The organism is Flavobacterium sp. KH_035 (assembly GCF_057839565.1).
In genome coordinates this window covers 1,968,631-1,995,089 of sequence record NZ_CM174492.1, presented here as the reverse complement: position 1 = coordinate 1,995,089, position 26,459 = coordinate 1,968,631, and the positions used below count along the sequence as shown (strand labels likewise).

Sequence of the window (26,459 nt, the reverse complement as noted above, 5' to 3'; positions counted from 1 at the left end):
CAAAGTAAAACGTAGCGTTTTTTGCTATTTTTTGATTATTTTGCATGAAATATCTTCAATAGATCTATGACAGAAATTACAAACTATATCACCAATGATTTCAGAGCGATTGATAGTCAGGAAACGATAGCATCGGTTCAGGACTTTTTTGCTGATTTAAATTTTTCGCATTTTCCGGTTTTGGAAAACGGAATTTTTATTGGAAGTATTGCCGCTGATGATGTCGAAACTTTTGACACAGACAAAAAAGCAATTGACTACAAATACACTTTAGAACGTTATTTTGCCCGAAAATCGATGATATGGCTCGATGTTTTAGAAGTATTTGCAAAAAACCACACCAATACAGTTCCAGTGCTTGACGAAAACAATGCCTATATTGGTTATTATGAAATAGAGGACATCATGAAATTCTTTCAGGAAACTCCATTCTTAAAAGAGCAAGGCGGTATTATTATCGTTCAAAAAGGACTTTTGGATTACTCTATGGGACAAGTTACTCAAATTATAGAAAGCAATAACGGTAAGATTCTAGGCTGTTTTATCTCTGAAGCTGATTTAGAAAATGTTCAGATCACCATAAAAATTGGCGTTGGACCTATGAATGAAATTATCCAGACGTTTAGACGATACAATTACGAAATCATCTCAGAACATCAGGAAGACGCCTACATCAACAGCTTAAAAGAACGTTCAGATTATCTGGACAAATATCTTAATATATAAAAATATTAATGTACCAATGAGTAAATTAGTTGATTAGATAATCTTGACATTGACTAATTATCTAATTAACACATTGACAAATTATCTAATTCCCTCATTATCTAATTACAAAGAATGAAAGTAGCCATTTACGGGCAGTATTACCAAAACAGTACAGAGCCTATTATTAAAGACATTTTTATTTTTTTCAATTCCAATAATGTCGAAATGGTAATTGAAGAAAACTTCTTGAAGATGCTTTACGAAAAAAACATCGTTAAAAAAGAATACAAAACATTTTCTGCCACTACCTCGTTAGATCATAGTTTTGAAATGCTTATTAGTATTGGTGGTGACGGAACCATTTTAAGAGCTGCAACTCTGGTACGCAATTCAGGTCTTCCTATATTAGGTATCAACGCAGGAAGATTAGGATTTCTGGCAACCGTTCCAAAAGAAAGCATTGATAATTTTCTACAATTTATCATCGACAAAAACTACACCATCTCCGAAAGAACTTTATTAAGCTTAACCTGCGATCCTAAAAACGACGCCATCGAAGACGATTTAAACTTTGCAATGAACGAAGTTACAGTGAGCCGAAAAGACACCACGTCTATGATTACAGTGGAAACTTATTTAAACAATGAATATTTAAATTCGTATTGGGCAGATGGCTTAATAATCTCAACGCCTACAGGCTCAACAGGATACTCCTTAAGCTGCGGAGGCCCTATTTTGACCCCAAATGTCGAAAGCTTAGTAATCACTCCTATAGCGCCTCATAATTTAAATGCCAGACCGTTAGTCATCCCGGACAATACCGAGATCAAACTTCGCGTTACCGGAAGAGAAGATCAGTATTTAGTCTCCTTAGATTCCAGAATCACTTCTGTAAAAAACGAATCTGTTTTAAAAATCAAAAAGACGGATTTCAAAATAAAAATGGTGGAAATACCGGGCGAAACTTTCCTAAAAACCTTGAGAAACAAGCTGCTTTGGGGAGAAGACAAAAGAAATTAAACTGTTTTCTGAATTAGCACTATACGATAATGCTACATTTTCCCGTTCTGCATATAGCGAATCATCATTAAATAGCTCAAAATCATATTGTAAATTGAAAAAAAAGCACATTTATCTAAACAAACGTTGATTCGTATCGATAATTATTATATTTGCACGCAATTTTGAATTAAATGAAGAAAATTTTTAATTTATTGTTATGTTTTTTCCCCTTTATCACACTAAATGCTCAAATCAATGAGATTGGTGTTTTTCTGGGTGGAAGCAACTTTGTAGGAGATGTTGGCAACACGAGTTATATCTCGCCGGAAAAACTAGCTTTTGGCGTTTTGTACAAATGGAATAAAAGCCCACGTCATTCTTATCGCTTCTCCTACACCCAATCAACTGTTATAGGAAACGATTTAGACTCCCCGGAAACAGGAAGAAACAGAAGAGGCTATAGTTTTAAAAATAATGTAAAAGAACTTTCAGCCGGTCTGGAATTCAATTTTTTCGACTTTAATCTGCATGATTATCACAGAAAAGTAACTCCCTATATCTTCTCAGGGCTTAACTTTTTTATGTACGACAAATTGTATCGCTTTACATCAAGTCCAACCGTAACACAATCTATAAGTTCAAGTTCGTTTGCCATACCTATTATATTAGGTATAAAATCAAACATAACTCCAAGTATTGTTTTGGGAGCTGAAGTTGGAGCACGATATACTTTTACAGATGCTATGGACTCCAGCAATCCAAATACAAAAAACACAAACATATTACAGTTTGGAAATTTAAATAATAATGATTGGTATGTCTTCTCTGGTATTACTTTAACTTATACCTTTGGAGAAAAACCTTGCTATTGCGCAGAATAATAAAATGAATTTACTAGAATCTATAGATCAAACAAACTTACCCAAACATCTGGCCATTATTATGGACGGGAATGGCCGTTGGGCAAAACAACAAGGTTTTTTAAGAGCATTTGGTCACGAAAACGGAACAAAATCTGTAAAAAATACCATAAAAACCTGTGCCAAGCTTGGCATTGATTACTTAACACTATATGCCTTTTCGACAGAAAACTGGAATCGTCCAAAATTGGAAGTTGAAGCACTGATGAAAATTTTGATCAATTCATTAAAAAAAGAACTTGGCACCCTACAGGAAAACAACATCAAACTTAATGCAATTGGGAATCTTGAGAAATTACCAAAATCAGCTCAAAAAGAGCTCTTGGATGTAATCGACAAAACAAAAAATAACACCCGTCTTACCTTAACCCTGGCTTTAAGTTACGGATCAAGAGAAGAATTGGTAAATGCCGTGAGAATCATCAGTGATAAAGTTAAAAATAATATAATTTCAATAGACTCTATTGACGATTCAATTATAAATGAGCATCTTTACACGCAAAATTTACCTGACGTAGATTTATTAATAAGAACAAGTGGAGAGCATAGAATAAGTAATTTTTTGCTATGGCAAATCGCCTATGCAGAACTATATTTTACTAATGTCTTATGGCCAGACTTTAAAGACCAAGATTTATATGAGGCTATTATTAGTTATCAAAAAAGAGAACGTAGATTTGGAAAAACCAGTGAACAAATTAAATAATATTTTAGTGTTGCAAAAAAGAATACAAATAGTCTTTACCCTGCTTCTTTTGGGTAGTTTTTCACAAATTAAAGCACAAGAAAGAGTTCCTTTTGATCAGGGAAAAAAATATATTCTTGCTAAAGTTTCTGTTGTTGGTAAAATAAGCTTTAACGAACAAACCGTTGTTACTTTCTCTGGCCTTCAAAAAGGACAAGAAATAGCAGTTCCGGGCGAAGAAATCAGTGGCGCAATTAAAAAATTAGGCAAGCTTGGCCTTTTTGACGAAATCTCTTTTTATGTTAACAAAATCGACAACGACAGTATCTATCTGGATCTGAACATTGTCGAGCTTCCTAAGCTAAATGAAGTCAAATTTGTTGGTATTAAGAAAAATAAAATCGAAGGATTAATTAAGGACAACAATTTGACCAAAAACAAAATTGTCAACGAAAACTTAATCACAACAACCAAAAATTATATTGAAAATAAATATAAAAAAGATGGTTTTTATAACACCAAAGTTACCATCACCAATACTCCTGACACCATAAACGGTCATCAGGTAAATATGCTTGTACGGGTAGACAAAGGTGACAAAGTCAAAATTAGCAATATCGATTTCATAGGCAATAAACAACTTACCGGGAATCAACTGCGTGGTGCAATGAAAGATACTAAACAAAAAAATGTACTTCGTATCTTAAAATCTTCCAAATTCATTCCTGAAAAATATAAAACCGACTTAGAAAAAGTCGTTGCTGCTTATAAAGAAAAAGGATATCGTGATGCCCGTATTATTTATGATTCTGTTACTTACAACAAGAACAAGAACATGCTGGGCATCAAAATTAAAGTCGAAGAAGGAAACAAATACTACTTCGGAAACATCAAATTCTTAGGAAATACTGTTTACTCTGATCAATTATTGAACCGTTATTTAGGAATCAAAAAAGGAGAAACCTACAATGGTGTTTTATTAGAAAAACGTATCGCTGACAAGACAAAACCTGATGCAGAAGACATCACAAACTTATATCAAAACAACGGTTACCTGTTCTCTAACATCAACGCTGTAGAGGTAAAAACAGTTAACGATACTATCGATTTTGAAATTAGAGTTACAGAAGGCCCTATCGCTTACTTCAACAAAATATCGGTTGTAGGAAACGATAAAACAAATGACCACGTTATCTACCGTGAGTTAAGAACGAAGCCGGGAGAAAAATACAGTAAAGAGCAATTGGTAAGAACAATTCGTGAGATTGGACAATTAGGATTCTTTGATCCTGAAGCAATTGACCCAAAATTCAAGAATGTAGATGCCGCAGCCGGAACGGTTGACATCGAATACCATGTTGTAGAAAAAGGATCCAGCCAGGTCGAACTTCAAGGAGGTTACGGTGGTGGAGGTTTCATTGGAACACTAGGATTATCGTTCAACAACTTTTCAGCAAGAAACCTTTTCAATAAAGAATCGTACAAACCATTACCAATGGGAGATGGTCAAAAAGTAGCCCTTCGTTTACAAGGAAGTACTTACTTTCAAACCTATAGTGTATCGTTCTCAGAGCCATGGTTTGGAGGAAAAAAACCAGTACAATTTAGTTCATCTATTTCATACAGTAAACAATTCCTAAACAATTTCGCTACCAGAAGTGTAGATAAAAGTAAAAGTTTTAACATCTTAACGCTACAAGTTGGTTTAGCTAAAAGACTTACTGTGCCGGACGATTACTTCGTATTGTCACAATCTGTAAGTTACCAGCATTATGATTTGAACAATTATAATACAGGATTGTTTACCTTTGGCAACGGAGCGTCAAGAAACTTAGCGTATACTATCGGACTTTCGAGAAGCAATAAAGGGCTTAACCCAATATTTCCAACCTATGGTTCAGACTTTAGTATTTCTGCAAAAGTAACTCCTCCTTATTCCTTGTTTAACGGAATTGATTACGGTGATTTAAAAAATCAAAAAGAATACAAAACACAATATACTGGAGCTCCAACTTCTGGTGCAGACGGAAGACCATTGAACACCGGAGATTACACCAAAACAGAAACCGTAAACGGACAACCGGGAATGGTGAGTGTAGGTTCTGATTATGCAAGTGCAGATACTGACCAGGGTAAAGTGGATCAAAAAAGATACAATTGGCTTGAATATTATAAAATTAAATTTAAAGGAGAGTGGTATACCAAACTTTATGGTAAATTAGTAATGCGAACTTTAACAGAGTTTGGATTCCTTGGAGCATACAATCAGGCAAGAGGTGTGGTACCGTTTGAACGTTTCTACTTAGGAGGAAGTGGGCAGCAGAACTATTCAATGGACGGTAGAGAAAATGTTGGATTAAGAGGCTACGACGATAACTCTCTAACTCAGATAAATGCAAATGGAGATCAGATTGGAGCTACAATCTATAACAAGTTCTCTATGGAATTGCGTTATCCGATTACATTAAAAGCTTCTGCATCGATCTATGCATTAGCCTTTTTAGAAGCGGGTTCATCATACCCAACTTTTAAAGCTTACAATCCATTTGATCTGAACCGTTCTGCGGGTGTTGGTTTACGTGTATTCATGCCGGCCTTTGGATTATTGGGTATTGACTGGGGTTACGGTTTCGATCCTCAACCGGGAGAAACTAAAGCGCATGGTAAAGAAATTCATTTTATTATCGGACAACAATTTTAAAAGAACAATAGTTGGTTAAAAATTTTCAAATAAAGTAATGTTATGAGAAAACAATTTTTATTTATATTTTTAGCCCTGATTGTAGCAAATACAAGTCAGGCTCAAACAAGAACGACAAGGATTGGCTACATCGATATGGAGTATATTTTGGAAAATGTTTCTGATTACAAAGAAGCAAAAGCACAATTAGAGCTAAAGGCTCAAAAGTGGAAACAAGAAATAGAAACAAAAAAAATAGACATCAATAATCTTAAAGAAAGCCTTAAAGCAGAAAGAGCTTTACTGACAAAAGAGCTTATTGACGAAAAAGAAACTGAGATTAAATTTCTCGAAACCGAAATGATGGATTATCAGCAAAAGCAATTTGGTTCTGACGGTAATTTAATGCATCAGAAAGCAGGATTAGCAAAGCCTATACAAGATCAGGTTTTTACAGCTGTGCAGGATATTGCCGAAGCAAAAAATTACGATTTTATATTTGACAAATCATCTGATTTAACAATGCTCTTTAGCAATAAAAAGTACGACATCAGCGATCAGGTTATTCGTATTTTAAACCGAACTGAAAAACGCGAACAGCTGTCTAAAAAACAATTGAAAGATCAGGAAGCTAAAGAAAAACTGGAAAACGCAATTGATGAGAATCCAGAGATGGCTAACCGACAAAAAACGTTGGATGATAAAAAAGCTGCCAGATTAAAATTACTTGAAGACAGAAGACTTGAGCAGGAAGCCAAGAAAAAAGAATACGACGACAGGAGAAAAGCATTAGCAGCTGAAAGAGATGCCAAAAAAAATGGCACGGTTTCTGAACCTGCGAAAACAGAGCCAGTCAAAACAGAAGGTACAACAGCTAAACCAGCTGCTACCACTGTCACACCAACTGAAGGAACAACACCGGCTCAACCGGCAGTGAATAAAGCTGAAGAAAGACAAAAACTTTACGAACAACGTAAAAAAGAATTAGAAGACAGAAGAAAGAAAATTTTAGAAGAAAGAGAAGCGGCTAAAAAAGCAAAAGAAGCCGAAATGCAAAAATCAAATACGACCAATAATTAATTAATATTTTTAAAAATGATGAAACAAATCAAAACTTTACTAATTGCTGCAATACTAGTTTTAGGAGCAAGTAACACAATGAACGCGCAAGCTAAGGTAGCTCACGTTGATGTTAGCGAGATTATGTCGAAAATGCCTGCAATGCTAGATGCTCAAAATCAACTACAAAAATTAAGTGGTACATATGATGCTGAATACAAAAAAATGGTTGACGAATATCAAGTAAAAATCAAAAAATACGAAGGAGAAGCTGCAACTGTAACTGACGCTGTAAACGGAGAACGTTCTAAAGAAGTTCAGGACATGCAAAAAAGAATTGTTGACTACAGAGACAACGCTCAAAAAGAATTACAACAAAAAGAAACTGACATCGTAAAACCATTAATGGAAAAAGTAAGAGCTTCTATCCAAAAAGTTGGAAAAGCTAAAGGTTTCCAATATGTATTAGACGGTTCTACTTTATTGTTAGCTGATGGTCCAAACATCACTGCTGATGTAAAAAAAGATTTAGGATTCTAATAAACGAATTCTTTACATAAAAAACGGTTCGTACACTTAAAGTACGGACCGTTTTTTTATACAATCTACTCCAACCGTAAAAAACCTGCAGATCTTGGCACGTTTTACACAGTGAGCTATATTAAGCGGAAAAAACTACCATCCTTAATAATGTATCATACAGTACAAAAACGAACAAAAGTTTAGTCCCTACGGGACATTTGTGCAAGTAGACTATAGCCCCTGGCCACCAACATATAATCTCTCCGAGATATTCACCCTATACTCTACTCCATTAGGAGTCAAATATCGGTAACCAAAAAACTCAAAAAACAAAAATGTCCCATAGAAACTAAACCATACTACAAGAAAATGTAGTAAGGTAAACCCAATCTAATCCCTTCAGAACATCCACATTAGGCAGACTTGTTTAAGAACATGTAATCTCTCCGAGATATCCCCCTCATACTCTACTCTTTTAGGAGTCAAATATCGGTAACCCAAAAACTCAAAAAACAAAAATGTCCCATAGAGACTAAACCATACTACAAGAAAATGTAGTAAGGTAAACCCAATCTAATCCCTTCAGAACATCCATATTAGGCAGACTTGTTTAAGAACATGTAATCTCTCCGAGATATCCCCCTCATACTCTACTCTTTTAGGAGTCAAATATCGGTAACCAAAAAACTCAAAAAACAAAAATGTCCCATAGGGACTAAACCATACTACAAGAAAATGTAGTAAGGCAAACCAAATCTAATCCCTTCAGAACATCCATATTAGACAGACTTGTTCACAAACATGTAATCTCTCCGATATATATCCCATACTCTACTCCTTTAGGAGTCAAATATCGGTAACCAAAAAACTCAAACAAAACAAAGATGTCCCATAGAGACTAAACCATACCGCAGTAAAAACCTCATCAGCACTACCACAAAAAACAAATTTTGCGTCTTGGCGTCTTTGCGAGTAAAAAAACAAAACATCCTAAGATTTCCTTTTAATTGACATCCGCATTTATTTCAAAAAACATTAAATTTGTACTATGACAAACAACAATCCTATAGGCGTTTTTGATTCTGGTATTGGAGGAACTTCCATCTGGAGCGCCATTCATGAGCTACTTCCAAACGAGAAAACCATTTATTTAGCCGACAGTAAAAATGCGCCTTATGGTCAAAGAACAAAAGAAGAGATTGTTGCTTTAAGTAAAAAAAATGTCGATTTTTTACTGGAACAAAACTGTAAACTGATTGTAGTAGCCTGTAATACGGCAACAACCAATGCAATTCGTGAGCTTCGCGCTGATTACGACATTCCTTTTATCGGAATTGAACCGGCTATTAAACCGGCTGCCACCAATTCGAAAACACAAGTTATTGGAATATTAGCCACCAAAGGAACTTTAAACAGTGAATTATTCAATAAAACCGCTGAGATGTTTCAGCATACTACTATTATTGAACAGGTGGGCTACGGACTCGTGCAGCTTATTGAAGACGGGAATCTATATTCTCCGGAAATGACTAAATTACTGGAATCCTACCTACAACCTATGATTGATGCCAATATCGATTACCTTGTTCTGGGTTGCAGTCATTATCCCTATTTGATTCCGCAAATCAAAAAAATTCTTCCTGAACACATCCGCATCATTGATTCGGGAGAAGCTGTTGCAAGACAAACGCAAAATATACTTCGTGAGACAGTTGGTTTTACCAGCAACCCAAAAAGTGAACCTATTTTTTACGTCAATTCAAATCCTGAAGTTTTAAAATCGATTTTAGAGTACAAATATCCCGTAATCGAAAAGGATTTTTAAAGTACTACTCGAATTTTCGCTTGACGAACCAAATTCCGTCCAAAGATAAATTAAGAGATATTTTATGATAGTTTTCTTTGATTAAATTATCCGAAATCCTTCCTCTTTGTCCGTACGAATAAGAAATATTTAAAGACGAATTTGTATTTTCGATGGGTAAAGTAAGCCCTATTGAAATTGCGGCATTGTTGATTCTTTTTCCATCGATTTCCAGATAACCGGTATCAAAGTTTGCTCCCGCAGCATACTGAACCCTATCCCAGTATTTGCGGATATTTTTCCTCCCACTGTAGGTAAATCCCAAAGCAAATCGATCCTGGTTTACAAAATTACCGTACAATTCAGATTGATTGGTATTACCCCAGAGGCTTTTTTCATAATCCAGCGTCATGTTTAAATTGCTCCTAAAACGCTTACTGATTCCAATACCCATTTCTAAAGGCATATAATAATCATCTGTATCCGAAACTACATTAGACTCTATTGTTGTTACCACGTCATCTGCAATGGTTTGAACGGTTTGCACTTTGGATGCCTTTATCTGACTTGGCACTTTAAAAGTTGTCGCAACGGTAAAAGTAGAATCAATTTGATACTGAACACCTATCGTTGCACGCAGACCATTGTAGTTTGTTTTCTTCTGAATGCTTGTGACGGAATTCATGATTAAAAAACTCCTGTTGTCAGTTGTGTTTCCAAACAGCACAGATGCCGAAGCTCCAACGGATAATTTCTTACCGAATCGGTAGCCATAAGACAAATCCAAATTATTTAGTCCGCCGGAACCTGCCGCAGTTAAATAATAAAAATCCTGACTGTTTTCTATTGGTAATTTTAAATTCGAAATTTTAAAAGCCGCACTCGAGTAAGGGCGTATCGCGATACTAAATCCTGAATTTTTAGTTACCGGAAAAGCAAACGCCAAATGTGAAAATTGAAAATTATTACGACTTTCGCTTCGTGAACTGCTTTGATAAGTGGTCGAAATGGCTTTTCCTCCAATATCAAACATAAAATGATGCTGTGGCAGATACCCTAAGGAAGCGGGATTTAAATTATTAATAAAGGTAGCAGACGGTAAAGCAATTCCCGAAGATCCAATAGACGGAATATCTCCAAAATCGGAGTCATACACACTTCCTAGACCATATAATGAATAAGGAGAACTTGAAATACTTTGAGAAAACGAAGTAAGCGACATCAAAATGAGGCAGCTTAAACAGATAATTTTAGTTTTCATTTAATAAGAGATGTAATAAATTTTAAGCTGAAGTTTATTATTCAAATGTTTTTGATCGCCTAAAACAATCCGATTCACTGTTTTGGAAATTCCGGGTAAGGTGAGAATAAGAGAGGACCTGATATTAGATTGTTTCAACATTTCTTTCTGCAGGAAATAACCAATCGGAATCGAATAGCCAACATTTTCATTAAACTCATCACTCTTCTTATTCAAAAGGCCAAATACTGCAGTTCCGGCTGAATTGACCAATGAAGTACTAATTCGGTTTAAGTTGTCGCTTACATAAATTTTTAAAGAATCTGCCAGTGGGTATTTTTCTGAGTAGGTATTGTTGACCGCTTTTAGAACCAATTGCGCGTCAACAATTGCCCCATTAGCCGAAATATTCTTCAATTGTTTAATGTTTGGAAAATCAATCCTACAAGCGACTCCGGTACCAGCTTGAATAAACCCCTGTCGATTGGTCAATGAACTCGACAATTTACTATTCGAGGCTGGCAAATTTTGAATTATTGTTCCGGTTTTATCCAACGAAATAGAATTAAATTGCTTTTGTGCATCTGAAATTTTAAAATCAATGATGTACGGAATTTCCTCAGTATTTGCCTGATATTTTGAATAATACAGTCGCACTTTACTCGTCGCCACATGAAAGCCAATAACACTCCCTGAATTTGAAGTAGAAGGAACAAGAACGAACCCTTTTAAATATTCATTAAAACTATCAAAATCTGTGATTTCTCTCTTCTTGAGTTTCTGAAAAAGAGCGGCTCCAAAAGCACTGCTCATCTTAATATTAATAGAATCCTTCTCAACTGGTCTGGGTTTGTATGAAATAGTCCCCAAACTTTCATCACTATAACTTAAAACCGAATTGTTGTAAAAATTGTAATTTTCTGTATTGGGCTTCACTTTCTGAGTCAGTCGATGAATATCAAATGTCTGCACCCTGGTGGTATCCCCATAATAGTACTTATCGTATTTAAGAATCATCGAAATGGAATCAAAAACATAGTTGGTAGTTTCCGTATCAGATCCTTCATTTTTTAAAGTATAAGAATCTGAAGCCAGTTGAAAATAACTGTTCGATTTTACTTTTCCATAAATCGGGTCTTCATAATTCCCAACCAAAATCCGCTTTTGATTGGAAGTAACCAAAGAGTCAAAATTTATTGTTGATACCTCTACACTCATGGTATCAATCAAAATAACCTTATTGCCTACGGCCAGATAATCAGAGCCAACCACAAACTCTCCGGCATCCGAATCGGTTCCGCATGAAAACAGGCCGATCGCTAAAAACAACATCAATATATACTTGTGCATAATTTAATTTTTTGAACAAATATAAATGGCACTCTTTCGCGCTGCATCATAACATATACAGTCCTGCTTTTTTGCACTATAAACAGCCAAAAATCATCTATAACAGATCAATCACCAGCTAATACCCTATTCAGCCGTAAAAACGGCTGTTTAGTCTATCAAAAATAGCCATACATATATCTTCTTTTTTTTAAAACCATTAGCCTCCTACTTTTGAACCAATAAATAAACAATGAAAATAAGAATCCTAATTAGTTCGATTTTGTTGATTTCGTTTTTCAGCATGAAAGCTCAGGAGAATTTTGAAGTTAACCTGAGTTTAAAAACCGAACCAACAGATCAGATTGATTTTACGCAAAGTAGTATTGGCATTTTCTACCATAAAAAATTAGATGATAAAAACAAAATAACAAACACATTAGAATATTCCAATTTGAACGCGAATTATGAACTAGAAAGTTACAAAACGAGAGAAGATCACGAACAATTCAATCAGATTCAAAACAAATTTGAGATTTCACATGATTTTTCAAATACCACCAATATGAGTATTTCGCTTATTCCAACACTAAATTTCCAGAGTAGTACGGAGCTGAGCAATATTTCTTTTTTGGGAAGTTTAGAAATGTATCAACAGTTCAATTCACGAACAGGCCTTAAGATTGGAATTTCGAGATCAACTGCACTGGGCAATGCTAAGTTCTTACCTATACTGTCTTTCCTCTATAAATTTAACAATGAAAGCAGTTTGCAAATTGGTTTTCCGGATTCAAAGGTCACCTACTCTAATACTGTCCGCAACAAATTTAGTCTGACCAATAGTTTTAATGGTAATTTCTATCATTTAAATGCCACAAATCAATCGATTAACAATGCTGTAAAGACTACTTTATCACAAATGACTACAGCATTTGAATATGAAAGAAATGTAGACAAAAACTGGTTTCTCAATTTTAAAGCCGGATATGATTTTAACAAAAAATACAACCTGATTGACAGAGACAATCATAAAGTCTACGATTTTAATCCTGGTAACGGATATGTCTTGGGAATTGGCATCAAATACAAACACTAAATAAACTTAATATATTATGAATAATTTTAAAAAAGGAATAGTATTCGCAACGTTGTTTTCAAGCCTCTTTTTTATAGGCTGCAACAACGATAGCGACGAAGATTTAATAGGAAACTGGGTTAAAAAGTCAGCATTTGACGGACCTGCCAGATCCAGTGCCACCAGTTTTGTAATTGGCGATTATGCTTATGTAGCAACAGGTTATACCGGAGATGTTTATTTAAAAGATTTATGGTCTTACAATTCTACCGGAGATTACTGGGAACAAAAAGCTGATTTTCCTGGCATCGGAAGAAGTTCTGCATCGGCTTTTGCCCTAAATCAAAAGGGTTACATTGGCTTGGGCTATGACGGAACGAATAAATTAAAAGACTTTTATCAGTACAATCCAACCAACAATACCTGGACTCAAAAAACTGATTTCGCCGGAACGGGCCGTTACGCGGCAGTAGGTTTTCAGGCCGGTGGAAAAGCCTATTTTGGGACTGGTTATGACGGGAATTATCTGAAAGATTTCTATCAATACAACGACCAGACCAATGCCTGGACTCTTGTAAATGGTTTTAGCGGAAATAAAAGACGTAATGCAACTGCTTTTGTAATTGCCGATAAAGTTTATCTTGGAACAGGAAGTAATAACGGTGTTTATCAGGAAGACTTTTGGGAATTTGATCCTGCTACCGATGTGTGGACCAGAAAACGCGACATAGATAAAGATACCGATGATGACAACTCTTACAATGACGATTATGCTATTGTTCGCTCAAATGCCTCAAGTTTTACAATGAACGGTTTAGGATATGTTGTAGGTGGGGAAAACATCAAAACGATCTGGGAGTATAATCCAACTACCGATTTATGGGCAGAAAAAACACCTATGGAAGGCGCCAGCCGAACAGATGCTGTAGGTTTTGCGATCAACAATCGTGGTTTTTATATGTTGGGAAGAACAGGCTCCACTTATTTTGACGATGCCTGGGAATTTAAACCTTTAGAGGAGCAAACAAGTGATGACAACTAAAATAAAAATGCAGTTCTTCTGGAGTAAAATCTGGAAGAATGTATTACTTACGATGCTTATTTTACAATTTTTAGCCTGTGCGAAAAATGAAACTTTTAAAATCGAAGCCTTCAAAACTACGTCAGGTTGGGGTTATTCGATTGCTTTAAAGAACAAAATCATTATCAAGCAGGCTATTATTCCTGCCATAAACGACTCTAAAAGTTTTGCAACAGAAAGTGATGCTTTAAAAGTGGCAAATTTAGTCGTAACCAGACTCAATCAAAATAGATCACCAACAGTAACTAAAAATGATTTAATTTTATTAAAAATAAAATTATAAATGAAACTCGATACAATCAGAAATACAAGTTCAAACAAAATTTTGCTTCATGCTATCATCTGGGTTTTCTTTATTCTGACTTCATTAATTCAATTTTATGAAAGTCCGTTTAAAGTCAGTACCGATTTTTATGTGCAGTGGAGTACGGGAATTGTTTTGTTTTATCTGAACTATTTTTATCTGGTTCCTGTTTTGCTTTTAGAGAAAAAATACTGGCTCTATTTTGTGTTTGTATTTGCCCTGATTTTGCTTTTTATGATTATCAGAATCAATTATTTTATTCCTGATTTTAGTCAGGCAAGACCTCTAAAAAATTTACCTCCTCCAGGAGATCTTAAATTAATGTACAGAGGAACAAGAGTAAGAGCAGTCTTAGCCACAAGACAGCCTTTGTTTTTTAAAATTGGTCCCTCTTTTTTTTATATTTTAATCATCACCATCAGTGCTATTATCAGAACACTGACAGAATTTTACAACAATCAGCAAAACAAATTAATTGCCGAAACCCATCGAACAAATACAGAATTAATTTATTTGCGCAAACAAACCAATCCGCATTTTTTATTCAATTCTTTAAATAGTATTTATTCTCTGGCACACAAAAAATCTGATTTAGTTCCTGATGCCATCGTTACCTTATCTGAACTAATGCGGTATATGCTGTATGAAACCGATAATAAAACAGTTGATTTAGAAAAAGAAATCAATTATATCCAAAACTACATTGAACTACAAAAACTAAGATTAAACAATATTGAAGACATCGTTATCAATGTTCATGGAGACACCAGAAACAAGTTTATTGAGCCCCTGTTATTGATTTCGTTTGTCGAAAATGCATTCAAATACGGAACAGATTATAAAGGTGCAGCCCATGTTAAAATTAAGATATTCATTCTGAACAGCAGTCTGGATTTCTGGATCGAAAATACAATTGAAAACTATATTAAAGATCCCGGAAATTCAGGTATCGGATTAGTGAATATCCAGAACCGCCTGGATTTACTCTACCCCAATGCACACAAACTTGATATAACGCAGGATGACAAATATTTTCGTGTGCATTTGAATCTGGAATTAGATAAAATCCAAACTGCAATTAATTGAATATGATGAATTACAATTTCACAAAAAATTCCGTCATAATAAGACCCCGAAAGTAGTAGGGTCTTTTAAAATCCGACCTGTATTTTATGATAATTTTAAAACTTATTTTACTGGTTTAAAAGTACTTTTGGCTCTAAACAAAATTTTTAAAATTAAAACTTCAGCAGATGAAATGTGTAATTATAGACGATGAACCTTTAGCGGTTGAGTTACTGGAAGATTTTGTTCGAAAAGTAGATTCTCTGGAATTAGTCCATACTTTTAACAATGCTATTGATGCTGTTTCTTTTATCAATCAAAACAATATTGATTTGATTTTTCTGGACATACAGATGCCCCATTTCTCCGGAATCGATTTTTTAAATACAATTGAAAAGAAACCCTTGGTTATTTTTACAACTGCTTTTTCTGATTATGCTGTAGAAGGTTTTAATCTGGGTGCAGTAGATTATTTGGTAAAACCCATTCCGTTCCATCGTTTTTTAAAATCGGTGGTAAGAGCGCAACAAGTCTTGAATCCGACCACAACGGTTCAGGCTATTTCTGAAAACACTACCGCACCAGAACTGGAACAGGATTTTATGTTTGTAAGGGCCGAATACGAAAATGTAAAAATGAATTTTTCTGATATACTATTTATCGAAGGACTTAAAGATTACGTAAAAATATATACTATTGATAATAAATTCACACTTACTCTAATTAGTTTAATCAAACTTGAAAACCTGCTTTCAAACAAAGGTTTTTCGCGAATTCACCGCTCTTATATAATCAATATAAAACATGTAAAATCCATTCAAAAAAATAAAGTTTTGATTAGTGACAAACGAATTCCAATTAGCGAAAGTTATAAAACAGCTTTTTTCGAAAGAATTAATTTATAATTTATTAAATTCCAAAAATAGAAATTCCAAATTTCAAAAGTGTCAAGCCTTGGAATTTCTGTTTTTTTGATTATTTATTTTTATTCTTCATTTTTAAACCAGCCGGAATACATTACGTAATTGTTTGAAATGCGTTCAATTTCGCCTGCAAAATCGGACTGATCGATGTCCTTGACTTTTTTAGCCGGAACACCCGCATAAATACTTCCTGAAGTGATTACTGTATTTTGTGTGACAACAGCACCGGCCGCAATAATTGAATTACTTTCAACAACACAGTTATCCATAACGATAGCACCCATCCCGATCAAAACATTATCGTGAATCGTGCAGCCGTGAACAATTGCATTGTGTCCTATGGAAACATTGTTTCCTATGATAGTAGGGTGTTTTTGATAGGTACAATGAATAATGGCTCCGTCCTGAATATTCACCTTATTTCCAATTGTAATAAAGTTAACATCACCACGAATAACGGCGTTAAACCAAACACTGCAAGAAGCTCCAAAAGTAACATCACCCACAATTGTAGCATTTTCAGCAACATAACAATCCTCTGGAATCAAAGGTGTTTTTCCATTTACAGATTTAATTAGCATACTATTTTTTTAGTTAATTGCAGGACAATTACAGTCGTAACGTTCCTTTTTACAAAATAAATTGATTCCCAGCGTAATTTGGTGATAACCACCGGTATCAAATTTTACATCGCCTGTAACTTGCGAATAAGTGTAGGCAAACATAAAATTTTTATAATTTACACCAATGATCGGAGTAATATACTGCAGCTTTTGTGCAGCTACTCCGCTTGTAGTGCTGTATTGCGTACCGTTAAAACTTTTTCGGTAAGACAAGGCAGCCCATAAACTTCCAAAGTCCATGTTTTTGTATGCTTTAAGGTTTACATCAATAGATTTTTCTTTGGTTTTATCGAACAGCTGAAATAATACCGAAGGCTCCCAGGTTACCTTACTTTTTTTTCCAAAAACATATCCTGCGCTTAACAGAAATTTTCTCAGATTATTGCTCTCATATTCTGTGTATAATTCTCTTCTAGTTTCCAGCAGCCCCTGAACCGTTGCATGAGCATAAAAATCAAGATAATTGTACGATGCTCCAATATCAACATTAAAATACGAATCTTTTTGAATGGAACCGAAAACGATTGGATCAAAAGTACTTCCAAATTTAGTTTCATCCAATTGACTCTGAATCACTCCCCCGCTAATACCGAATGACAACTGATTTAAATCAAGTTCATCCCTCGAAAACATAATATGATGCGCATAGGTAAGTTTTATCCCTTTTTGAGAATGATAACCGTTTTTATCATTAAAAACAATAATTCCAGCGCCAGATCGCTCTCCTATTCTGCCATTAAAAGTTAATGTTTGCAAAGATGGAGCGTCTTCCTGACCAAACCATTGTTTTCTGGCAGTCAGTCTTATTTTGGCGCAATTTGCCGCTCCCGCCATCGACGGATGAATCAAATAATAATTATCCGATAAATAATCAGAGTATACCGGTATTCCTTCTTGTGAATAAGAATAGACTGACACAATTAGAAAAAATAATAAAACCCTGATTCTAAATTTCATAAAGACAATATTGACCAAATATATTTTACACTCTTCTAATTTAATACGATTAATTTGAAAAGAGTCTTAATTATTTTATTAAAAAATCAAATATAGGTATTAGTAGAAAATAACTTTAGTAAATTTGTGAAAAATTACAAATCATGACAAAAATCACCATAAAAGAAACTCAGAATCCAACGATATTAAAGTTCGGATTTGAGGACTTCATTACTCAGAATCAAAGTTTTGAATTCAAAAATATTGACGAAGCACAAGCGTCTCCTTTAGCACAACAATTATTCTATTTACCGTTTGTAAAAACCGTTTATATTTCAGGAAACTTTATCGCAATCGAAAGATATAGTATTGTAGAATGGGATGATGTAAAAGATGCCGTTGCCGAGCAAATTACCTCATTTGTAGATAAAGGCGGAGTAATCATTAAAGCAGATGAAAACAAAACTAAAAAACAGCCAATAACGGTTTATGGAGAAACAACTCCAAATCCTGCTGCTCTGAAATTTGTAGTGAGTAGAATGCTGACAAAAAATGCGGTTGAATATAAAAACATCGATCAAACTACCTCCTCTCCACTAGCCAAAGAGTTATTCAAATTCCCATATGTAAAAGAAGTTTTTATTGATGAAAATTACATTTCGGTAACCAAATACGACATCAACGACTGGCAGGAAATTACTCTTGAAGTAAGAACTTTTATCAAGCAGTTTATTGAAAATGGAGGAACTGTTTTAGACGAAAGCCTTATTGAAGTAGCCACTAAAAATGATATTACAAAAGACGAAGCTTTTGATAAATTAGATGTTACCTCACAACAAATCATCAACATTCTAGAGGAATATGTAAAACCGGCAGTAGCTGCTGACGGAGGAAATATTGCTTTTGATTCTTATAATGAAAATGATAAAACGGTAAAAGTAATTCTACAAGGTGCTTGCAGCGGCTGCCCATCTTCTACATTCACTTTAAAAAGCGGAATCGAAAACATGCTAAAGAGCATGTTAAACGATGAAGAGATTAAAGTAGAAGCTTTAAATGCTTAATTTTTTTTATCCAAAAAAACAAAAAGCGTCTGCCAATGGTAGGCGCTTTTTTTACAAAAAAACATATCTCACTTATTATCAACAAATTATTGCCGTAAAAATATTATAATTCTTTAAAAATAGTTAATATTGTATTCTAAACTAATCAATATCAAAACTATGGGATTATCTTCATTCTTTAAGAATTTGTTTGGCACAGCCAAAGATTCTGCTACTGATTTGGCACACCAGGCCGAAACTACTTTTGAACAGGCCAAAGAAGCTGCTGCTCCTTATATTGATAAAGCAGAAACCTTTGCAGAAGAAACTTTCACAAAAGCCAAAGAAGCATCAGAGCCACTGATTGAAACGGCAACGGAGTATGCGCATCAAGCGAAAGACATCGTTAGCGAATATGTTGAGAAAGCATCCGACTCTATAGGTAATGTAATCGATACCGTAAAAGAAAAAACAAGCGAACTTACCGGGGAAACCAAGACAATTGTTTCAGAAACCGTAGCCGATATCAGCGAAAAAGCAGCCACTAAAGCAGATGAAGTTATTGACGAAGCTCCTAAGAAGGAATAAAACTCCTTTTTCTTATCCCGGGAAATATCTTTATATTTGCAAAACTAATATACCTTCTCCTTGAGAAGGTTTTTTTATTCGAAAAACATGTACATTTATCCAGAGCAGATTAGCAGTTATGCTACTAAATTTATTAACGTATTAATTGATTATTCTCCAAAATTAATCTCGGCATTTATTATTTTATTTGTCGGAATCTACGCCATCCGATTAATAAACAGAATCATTACAAAAATAATGGTGCAAAGAAATTTGGATCCTACTTTAACCCGATTCCTTTCTGATATCTTAATTTGGGCACTCCGAATTTTATTATTTGTGACTTTTATTTCAAAACTGGGTATCGAAACTTCATCATTTGTCGCGATATTAGGAGCCATGGGACTTGCAGTAGGTTTGTCTTTACAGGGATCTCTTTCCAACTTTGCAGGAGGAATGCTAATTATTGTTTTCAAACCTTTCAAAGTTGGCGATACAATCGAAACCTCGGGCGGAATTATTGCGACAGTGGTAGAAATACAGATTTTTGTAACCAAGATGTTAACAGCAAACAATCAGACGGTTTTTGTACCTAATGGTGCTTTATCAAACGGAACGATCATCAATTATTCGATGCAGGGAGAACGAAGAGCAGATCTTACTTTTGCCGTTTCTTATGATTCAGATATCAAAAAGGCAAAAGACATTCTGCTGAACGTTTTAAACAACAATCCGAAAGTGCTTAAAAAGCCTGCTGCAGAAGTTTTTGTTAAAAACTTAACAGCAAGTTCAGTAGAATTCGCGGTACGTCCATGGGCAAAAAATGCTAATTACGGAGCTGTCTTTTCTGAGACTTTAGAAAATTGCAAAGCAGCTTTAGATGAGGCCGGAATTTCAGTTCAGCCGTATACACTTCAAAAATAAAAAGGTCTTACCCTTTTTTTGATGGAGGCGCCATCATAAAATCTTTTAAATAGTAAGGTTCAAAATAAGCGACATCAACAGTGTCGCTTTTTTGGTATTTATCATAACTGATTTTACTCATTGCAGTAGCAGAAGGATATCTGATCTCTTCTAAAAAAACAAAATTCGGCTGGGTCAAAACTGTTTTACATTTATCGGCACAATCTCCCACAAAATAAACAGTCTCTGTATATTCTTTAAAAGAGTCTTCAGTGATAACTTCAGCCTGAATCGTTCTTTCTACTTTTAAATCAGCTGTAAACACTTCACTATAAACTTCCATTCTTCTGGCATCGAGCATCGGAATAATTTTTCCTTCGGCAACTTTGGCCTGTGACGCTAAAGTTTGTAAAGTATCAACCGCAATCAACGGAACGTTTAAAGCAAAACATAATCCCTTGGCTGCCGAAACACCAATGCGCAGGCCGGTATAAGAACCCGGTCCTTGGCTCACAGCAACAGCCACCAAATCCTCAACTGCCATACCCGCTTCGGCAATTACTTCTTCGATAAAAACATGCAGTTTTTCGGCGTGCGAATAACCTTCTTCGGCTATTTCCCTGCATATAATTGTTTCTCCATTTTTAGCAATGGATACGGAGCAATTTTTAGTAGCTGTTTCAATATTGAGAATAAAAGACAATGTGTGTGTTTTTAAAATTGATAGTAATATAAATTATTTCTTAGGAGCATCTGCTGTTTTAAGCTTTACTTTATCTCCGGAATTTAAATCTTTAGAAACGGTAGTATAAGGCCCTGTGATTACAACATCTCCCGATTTTAGTCCTGACATTACTTCGATATTAGTATCGTCCTGAATACCCGTTTTAATAACTCTTATTTTAGCCTTGTCTCCTACTCTTACAAAAACACACTCAAACTTCTTATCGCTTTTCGGAGCTGCTTTTTTGTCTTCGTTCGGATCATCTACTTTAAAGTCTTTTACGGCAGTAGTGTCTGATTTCACAACAACTGAACTAATAGGCACTGCCAAAACATTCTTTTTAGTTTTGGTAATAATATCGACTGTAGCGGTCATTCCGGGTCTGAAAGGTGAATACGTACTTGGCTGCCCTTCCAATAAGTCCTGATAAGATTCTTTCTGGATACGCACTTTAACTTTAAAGTTAGTTACCTGATCTGAAGTTAACGCTGTACTGGCTGAGTTAGAAATACTTGTTACAATACCTTTAAATTTCTTTTTTAAATAGGCATCAACTTCAACGTTTGCTTCGTCGCCAATTTTTACTTTAACGATATCATTTTCGTTTACATCCACTTCAACTTCCATATTGTTCAGGTTTGCTACACGCAAAAGCTCTGTTCCTGCCATTTGCTGCGTTCCCAAAACACGCTCTCCCAATTCAACATTTAAAACTGAAATTGTTCCATCAGCAGGAGCATAAATTAAAGTACGTCCTAAATTGTCTCTTGCTTCTGTTACTGATGCTGAAGCGCTCTTAACATTGTAATACGCATTTTGTTGGGTTGCCTTGGCTACTTCATAAGTCGAAATTGCTTTATCCCAATCCGATTTTGAGATTACTCCCTTTTCATATAGCGTTTTATTACGATCGTAACTTGCTTTTGCTTCTTTAAAACTAGCCTCAGACTGTGTTAAACCAGCCTTAGTACCGGACAAGTTAGCAACAGAACGCTCTAATCCTGAGGTATACAAATCAGGGTTTATTTTTACCAATAAATCTCCTTTTTTAACCACCTGACCTTCTTTTACGTTTAACGCAATAATTTCACCCGAAACCATTGACGATAATTTAACTTCTATCTCGGGTTGGATTTTACCCGTGGCAGAAACTGTTTCAACAATTGTTGAAGCTACTACTTTTGAAATTTCTACTTCTTTTCCTTCATCCTTATTCCCTATCACTCCCGCTTTCGAAAGACCAACTAAAATTGCAATAAGCGCTACTGCACCCCCTACTAAAAAATAAATCGTTTTTTTAGACATAATAAATTATTTTGTAACAATTGGAACAATTGGAATTCCAAAGTAGAATTCAAGAATTTTTATTTTGAAAATGTAATCGTATTTTGTTCTGATAACGTCAGACTGTGCATTTGTTAATAATGTTTGCGCCTGCGTAAAATCAAATGAATTCATCAAACCTACATCATACTTCTCTTTCGCATAATTGTAAGCCTGCTGTCTTGCCTCTAATGTTACAGTTGACGATTCATAAGTGTTTAAAGCTCCTTTCGCATCTGTAAAAGCAGTATAAACATTACGTTGCAAATCTAAACTTTTTTGCTCTAAATCTATTTTAGATTTCTCTAAACTTACTTTACTTCTTTCTACATTATTTCGAACAGAAAAGCCATTAAAAATAGGAATCGAAAGTTGAAGCCCATAAGATTGTCCTTTATTATCATTAAACTGATCTAAGATTGGCGCTGCATTTCCTAAAATTGGTGAAATGTTATCCTTTAAGACTGGTTGATTTGTTCCCTGAACATAACCGATCTGAGAGGACGGGTTAGCTGTATTCAAAGTAGATCCGGTAACAATTTCCGAATAACTCGCTCTTGTGTTAAAGTTGTAAAAAGCACTCAAAGTTGGCTGGTAAGCCCCTTTTGCAATAGCCACATTTTTCTGAGCAATTTCAAGATTGGTCTGTGCTAATTTTAATTCGGTTCTTATTTCTTTTGCTTTATTGTAAATATCAACCGGGTTTTGTGCCATGATGTTATTTTCATCTTTGACATTTGTATTATCGACTACATCAAAATCTGTAAATTCTTTTAATTGCAGAAGCTGTGCTAAACTCAATTTAGAAATCAATAAATTATTTTCAGCGACAATAATACCTTGTTTATCTGTAGCTACTGTTGCTTTCAGATCAAATAAATCACCACGTGGAATTGTTCCTGCACTCACCATTTCTTCAGAACGTGCCAAACGTTTTTCATCGATAGACAATTGCTCTGTTTTTACTTTCAAATTTTCTTTGTTAAAAAGTATTTGCAAAAAAGCATTGGCCACATTCAGCGAAATATCTTCCTGCATTTTTAGCAATTGATACTTTGATGCTACTATAGAAAGATTTGCTTTTCTAAGTGTATTTTGATTTTGCAAACCTCTGTAAATATCAACTCCAACTGTAGCTCCAATAGATGAATACTGAGTCGTTTGATTTTCAAGTAAACCCGTTGTAATATTCTGATTCAAACCAATATTCCAGGAATGTGAAGCATTTGCACTAACAGTAGGCAGATAATTACCTATTGCTCCTCTTTTATCAATGGCTGCATTTTTAATATCAAATTCCGAATTTTTAATCGTGATATTATTCTCCATTGCATATCTTACACATTCTTCCAAAGTCCATTTCTTTGCCTGCGCCTGGCCAGATAAGCCAAACCCAAATAACATCGCAAAAACCAGACTATTATATTTATTTATTTTCATATATTTTGAATGAAAGCATAGTAACCCTACTACGCAAATTTAACATTTTTTTAAAAACCAAAAACTCTTTATTTGCCCCAATTATTTCTTTTCTGTTTCAGTAATCAATCCCTGATTCCAGATTTTAATTTTATCCGAAGCTTTAATTCCGCTTTTCACCTGAACATAAATTCCGTCACTAACTCCTAAGACCAAATCTTTTCTTTGAAATTTTTGAGGAGTAGTTTCAATCTCAACGTATGGCTTTTGCGTTTTTTTATCAAATTGCACCAATGATTCTTTGATTGCTAAAACTTTATCTGCTTTTTCTAAGATAATCGAAGCATTAGCACTTAAACCTGCTCTGATAAAAGTCGCATCTCTATTCTCTAAAGCCGCTTTAATTTCAAACTGGATTGCTCCGTTTTCCACAACTCCCTTAGGAGCTATATCGGTCAGAACTGCATCAAACTTCTTGTTTTCGATAGCTCCAACTGTGATCTCAATTGGCATTCTTTCTTTGATCTTTCCTACTTCAGATTCATCAATTTTTCCAATGAAAATCATTCTTCCTACATCTGCAACACTTGCAATAGTAGTTCCTTCATTAAAATTATTACTTTCAATAACCTGATTTCCTACTTTAACCGGAACCGCCAATACCATTCCATTTACCGTTGAACGAATTAAAGTGTTGGCATAATTTCCTAGTGATGTTGTTGTTCCTGTTTTTACAATATCCAAACTTTGTTTGGCAGCAAGATAGTTTTGTTTTGCCTGTTTGTATGCCAATTGTGCAGCATCAAAATCGTTTGCAGAAATTACATCTTTGTCAAATAATGTTTTTTGTCTTTGGTAAATTTTCTCCTGATTGTCTAAAGCAATTTTACTTGTCTGTACCTGATTTTGGGTACTACTAACATTAGAAACATTGGCTACAACTCTGATTTTTGCGATCATATCGCCTGCCTTAATTTTCTCTCCTGCTTTGATATACACTTCTTCGATAATACCTGAGATGTTTGGTTTGATTAAGACCTCTTCATTAGGCTGAATATTACCCGTTGCAATTGTATTCTTCACGATCGTTTTAATCTCTGCTTTCTCCGTTTTAAAAACAATTGGAGATTCTTGGTTCTTAGCGTACAAGTAATATAGTGCGCCAAAAAAAACTATAGCAATAAAGATTAAAATGGTTACGGTTACTCCTTTTTTCATTGTGTTTTCAGTTTAATTCGATTATATTCTGATTGATAATTTATTCTGTTCGCAAAGCATCTACCGGCTTTACATTAATTGCGGTCTGTGCCGGAATAAATCCTGCCAGCAAACCAGATCCTACTAATATGATTAAAGCCACAAACACAACCCCTAAATCGACGCTTGGATTAGCAAACATCATATTTCTTTCCGGAGGCATCGAATCTAAAACCATGTTTAGTATTGCAATAATTCCGGTTGCAACTGCAATACCCAGCATACCCGAAATGATTGTCAAAAATATAGATTCAGCTAAAATTTGCCCTCGAATAGCCGCAGGAGTAGCCCCTAAAGCGCGGCGAATACCTATTTCTTTGGTACGTTCTTTAACTACAATAAGCATAATATTTGAAATACCAATTACTCCCGAAATCAAAACCAATGTTCCCACAAAATAAGCAATGATTTTCAAGATGTTAAACAAACTTTGCACTTTATTAAACTGCTCGTACAAATCAAAATTACCTACAGCACGCTCATCTGTAGGATTTACAGAATGAAGTGCTTTAATGATTTCCAGAATTTTTGGCTTTAAATCGGTAATCGAAGTTTCATCTTTTGCGGTAAGTGCCATCCAGCCTACTTTATCTCCGTAATTAAAGGCTTGTTGAAAAGTGGTAAACGGAATAAATATATTTTTCTGTTCCTGTTCTGCATTTCCGCCTTGTTGTTTTGAATTATAAACTCCAACAACCATAAAATTGATTCCGTTGATTTTCACATACGTTCCAATTGCTTCCTCTCCTTTTCCATAAAGCTCACTGATAACACCTTTACCAATTACTGCAACTTTTCGTCTCTCAAGAATATCCTGTTGATTAACAAATCTTCCTTTGATAATATCCATCGGTTGCTGTTTAATCAACTCCGGGTAATCCCCGTAAATGGTAAATGCTGAAGTTTTAGTACCGCGAACCACATTATTACTCCCATTAAAATCCCCTAGCTGATTTCGTGGTGACACATATAACAAATCCGGCAAGGCTGCTTTTAAAGCGCCAACATCACTATTTCTAAAATCATAACGACGTGTTTTAGGCAAACCTTTGTAAGCTTTTGATGTCGTTTGACTCCACATAAACATGGTATTTGTCGCAATTCCGTCAAAATCTTTTTTCACACCATTCTCCAAACCATTTCCGGCTGCCAGTAAAATGACCAAAATAAAGATCCCCCAGAACACCCCAAAAGCAGTTAGAATCGTTCTGAAAACGTTGGCTGTCAAAGCCTGTAAAATCTCGTCCCAATTATCTTTTTTAAACAT

25 protein-coding genes are annotated in these 26,459 nt (G+C 34.9%); 16 read left to right on the top strand and 9 right to left on the bottom strand.

Translation table 11 applies throughout. The features are described from left to right. Positions 1-66 precede the first annotated feature (66 nt). The 8 genes from AC3IS6_RS08585 (at position 67) to murI (ending at position 9,401) form a co-directional block, all read left to right on the top strand. On the top strand, positions 67-726 hold the full coding sequence (locus AC3IS6_RS08585) for a CBS domain-containing protein (protein WP_489164500.1): 660 nt from the start codon (positions 67-69) through the stop codon (positions 724-726). Between the two features lie 114 nt (positions 727-840). Continuing rightward, positions 841-1,728, top strand: coding sequence for an NAD kinase (locus AC3IS6_RS08580; protein ID WP_489164499.1), 888 nt, complete (start codon positions 841-843; stop codon positions 1,726-1,728). A gap of 173 nt (positions 1,729-1,901) precedes the next feature. Further along, a complete protein-coding gene (gene porG, locus AC3IS6_RS08575; RefSeq protein ID WP_489164498.1) occupies positions 1,902-2,591 on the top strand; it encodes a type IX secretion system protein PorG in 690 nt (229 codons plus the stop codon). Positions 2,592-2,595: 4 nt separating this feature from the next. Beyond that, positions 2,596-3,336, top strand: a complete 741-nt coding sequence (gene uppS / locus AC3IS6_RS08570; protein WP_489164915.1) for an undecaprenyl pyrophosphate synthase — start codon at positions 2,596-2,598, stop codon at positions 3,334-3,336. Continuing rightward, positions 3,269-6,016, top strand: coding sequence for a BamA/OMP85 family outer membrane protein (locus AC3IS6_RS08565; RefSeq protein ID WP_489164497.1), 2,748 nt, complete (start codon positions 3,269-3,271; stop codon positions 6,014-6,016). The genes uppS and AC3IS6_RS08565 overlap by 68 nt, the downstream gene beginning before the upstream one ends. Positions 6,017-6,058: 42 nt before the next feature. After that, the gene (locus AC3IS6_RS08560) at positions 6,059-7,075 is read left to right on the top strand and encodes an OmpH/Skp family outer membrane protein (RefSeq protein ID WP_489164496.1); all 1,017 of its coding nucleotides are present in this window, start codon (positions 6,059-6,061) and stop codon (positions 7,073-7,075) included. Between the two features lie 15 nt (positions 7,076-7,090). Continuing rightward, positions 7,091-7,594: an OmpH/Skp family outer membrane protein gene (locus tag AC3IS6_RS08555; protein WP_173965448.1), complete on the top strand. Its 504-nt coding sequence runs from the start codon at positions 7,091-7,093 to the stop codon at positions 7,592-7,594. 1,030 nt (positions 7,595-8,624) lie between these two features. Continuing rightward, on the top strand, positions 8,625-9,401 hold the full coding sequence (gene murI / locus AC3IS6_RS08550; protein WP_489164495.1) for a glutamate racemase: 777 nt from the start codon (positions 8,625-8,627) through the stop codon (positions 9,399-9,401). A 4-nt stretch (positions 9,402-9,405) separates the two neighbouring features. On the opposite strand, the gene bamG is transcribed toward murI, so the two are convergent. Beyond that, complete coding sequence (gene bamG, locus AC3IS6_RS08545; RefSeq protein WP_489164494.1) at positions 9,406-10,641, bottom strand: BamG family beta-barrel-assembly machinery protein; 1,236 nt, start codon at positions 10,639-10,641, stop codon at positions 9,406-9,408. After that, positions 10,642-11,970, bottom strand: coding sequence for a DUF4270 family protein (locus tag AC3IS6_RS08540; RefSeq protein ID WP_489164493.1), 1,329 nt, complete (start codon positions 11,968-11,970; stop codon positions 10,642-10,644). A gap of 232 nt (positions 11,971-12,202) precedes the next feature. Here AC3IS6_RS08540 and AC3IS6_RS08535 point away from each other — a divergent pair, with 232 nt between their 5' ends. The 5 genes from AC3IS6_RS08535 (at position 12,203) to AC3IS6_RS08515 (ending at position 16,379) form a co-directional block, all read left to right on the top strand. After that, positions 12,203-13,045 (top strand): DUF6268 family outer membrane beta-barrel protein, encoded by an 843-nt coding sequence (locus AC3IS6_RS08535; protein WP_489164492.1) that lies wholly within the window; start codon positions 12,203-12,205, stop codon positions 13,043-13,045. A 16-nt stretch (positions 13,046-13,061) separates the two neighbouring features. Beyond that, complete coding sequence (locus tag AC3IS6_RS08530) at positions 13,062-14,066, top strand: Kelch repeat-containing protein (RefSeq protein WP_489164491.1); 1,005 nt, start codon at positions 13,062-13,064, stop codon at positions 14,064-14,066. Continuing rightward, positions 14,056-14,388 (top strand): DUF4907 domain-containing protein, encoded by a 333-nt coding sequence (locus AC3IS6_RS08525; protein WP_489164490.1) that lies wholly within the window; start codon positions 14,056-14,058, stop codon positions 14,386-14,388. Before AC3IS6_RS08530 ends, AC3IS6_RS08525 begins: the two co-directional genes overlap by 11 nt. Continuing rightward, the gene (locus AC3IS6_RS08520) at positions 14,389-15,495 is read left to right on the top strand and encodes a sensor histidine kinase (protein WP_489164489.1); all 1,107 of its coding nucleotides are present in this window, start codon (positions 14,389-14,391) and stop codon (positions 15,493-15,495) included. A 167-nt stretch (positions 15,496-15,662) separates the two neighbouring features. Then, positions 15,663-16,379: a LytR/AlgR family response regulator transcription factor gene (locus tag AC3IS6_RS08515; RefSeq protein WP_489164488.1), complete on the top strand. Its 717-nt coding sequence runs from the start codon at positions 15,663-15,665 to the stop codon at positions 16,377-16,379. 80 nt (positions 16,380-16,459) lie between these two features. On the opposite strand, the gene AC3IS6_RS08510 is transcribed toward AC3IS6_RS08515, so the two are convergent. Together AC3IS6_RS08510 and AC3IS6_RS08505 are read right to left on the bottom strand one after the other, a co-directional pair. Then, the gene (locus tag AC3IS6_RS08510) at positions 16,460-16,978 is read right to left on the bottom strand and encodes a gamma carbonic anhydrase family protein (RefSeq protein WP_489164487.1); all 519 of its coding nucleotides are present in this window, start codon (positions 16,976-16,978) and stop codon (positions 16,460-16,462) included. Between the two features lie 9 nt (positions 16,979-16,987). Continuing rightward, positions 16,988-17,977 carry a PorP/SprF family type IX secretion system membrane protein gene (locus tag AC3IS6_RS08505; RefSeq protein ID WP_489164486.1) on the bottom strand — a complete coding sequence of 330 codons (990 nt, stop codon included), beginning with the start codon at positions 17,975-17,977 and terminating at the stop codon, positions 16,988-16,990. 143 nt (positions 17,978-18,120) lie between these two features. Here AC3IS6_RS08505 and AC3IS6_RS08500 point away from each other — a divergent pair, with 143 nt between their 5' ends. The 3 genes from AC3IS6_RS08500 to AC3IS6_RS08490 all read left to right on the top strand — a co-directional run bounded on the left by AC3IS6_RS08500 (position 18,121) and on the right by AC3IS6_RS08490 (position 20,490). After that, the gene (locus AC3IS6_RS08500; RefSeq protein ID WP_489164485.1) at positions 18,121-19,020 is read left to right on the top strand and encodes a NifU N-terminal domain-containing protein; all 900 of its coding nucleotides are present in this window, start codon (positions 18,121-18,123) and stop codon (positions 19,018-19,020) included. A gap of 129 nt (positions 19,021-19,149) precedes the next feature. Continuing rightward, the gene (locus tag AC3IS6_RS08495; protein WP_489164484.1) at positions 19,150-19,587 is read left to right on the top strand and encodes a YtxH domain-containing protein; all 438 of its coding nucleotides are present in this window, start codon (positions 19,150-19,152) and stop codon (positions 19,585-19,587) included. Between the two features lie 87 nt (positions 19,588-19,674). Continuing rightward, positions 19,675-20,490 carry a mechanosensitive ion channel family protein gene (locus tag AC3IS6_RS08490; RefSeq protein ID WP_489164483.1) on the top strand — a complete coding sequence of 272 codons (816 nt, stop codon included), beginning with the start codon at positions 19,675-19,677 and terminating at the stop codon, positions 20,488-20,490. A gap of 7 nt (positions 20,491-20,497) precedes the next feature. Here the strand turns inward: AC3IS6_RS08490 and tsaB are convergent, their stop codons facing one another. From tsaB to AC3IS6_RS08465, 5 genes are all read right to left on the bottom strand, one after another. Further along, a complete protein-coding gene (gene tsaB / locus AC3IS6_RS08485) occupies positions 20,498-21,172 on the bottom strand; it encodes a tRNA (adenosine(37)-N6)-threonylcarbamoyltransferase complex dimerization subunit type 1 TsaB (RefSeq protein ID WP_489164482.1) in 675 nt (224 codons plus the stop codon). Between the two features lie 33 nt (positions 21,173-21,205). Beyond that, the gene (locus AC3IS6_RS08480) at positions 21,206-22,498 is read right to left on the bottom strand and encodes an efflux RND transporter periplasmic adaptor subunit (RefSeq protein WP_489164481.1); all 1,293 of its coding nucleotides are present in this window, start codon (positions 22,496-22,498) and stop codon (positions 21,206-21,208) included. 6 nt (positions 22,499-22,504) lie between these two features. Further along, entirely contained in the window at positions 22,505-23,956 is a 1,452-nt protein-coding gene (locus AC3IS6_RS08475) for a TolC family protein (RefSeq protein WP_489164479.1), read from the bottom strand. Between the two features lie 81 nt (positions 23,957-24,037). After that, a complete protein-coding gene (locus AC3IS6_RS08470; RefSeq protein ID WP_263362701.1) occupies positions 24,038-25,153 on the bottom strand; it encodes an efflux RND transporter periplasmic adaptor subunit in 1,116 nt (371 codons plus the stop codon). A 40-nt stretch (positions 25,154-25,193) separates the two neighbouring features. Then, positions 25,194-26,459: an ABC transporter permease gene (locus AC3IS6_RS08465; RefSeq protein WP_489164477.1), complete on the bottom strand. Its 1,266-nt coding sequence runs from the start codon at positions 26,457-26,459 to the stop codon at positions 25,194-25,196.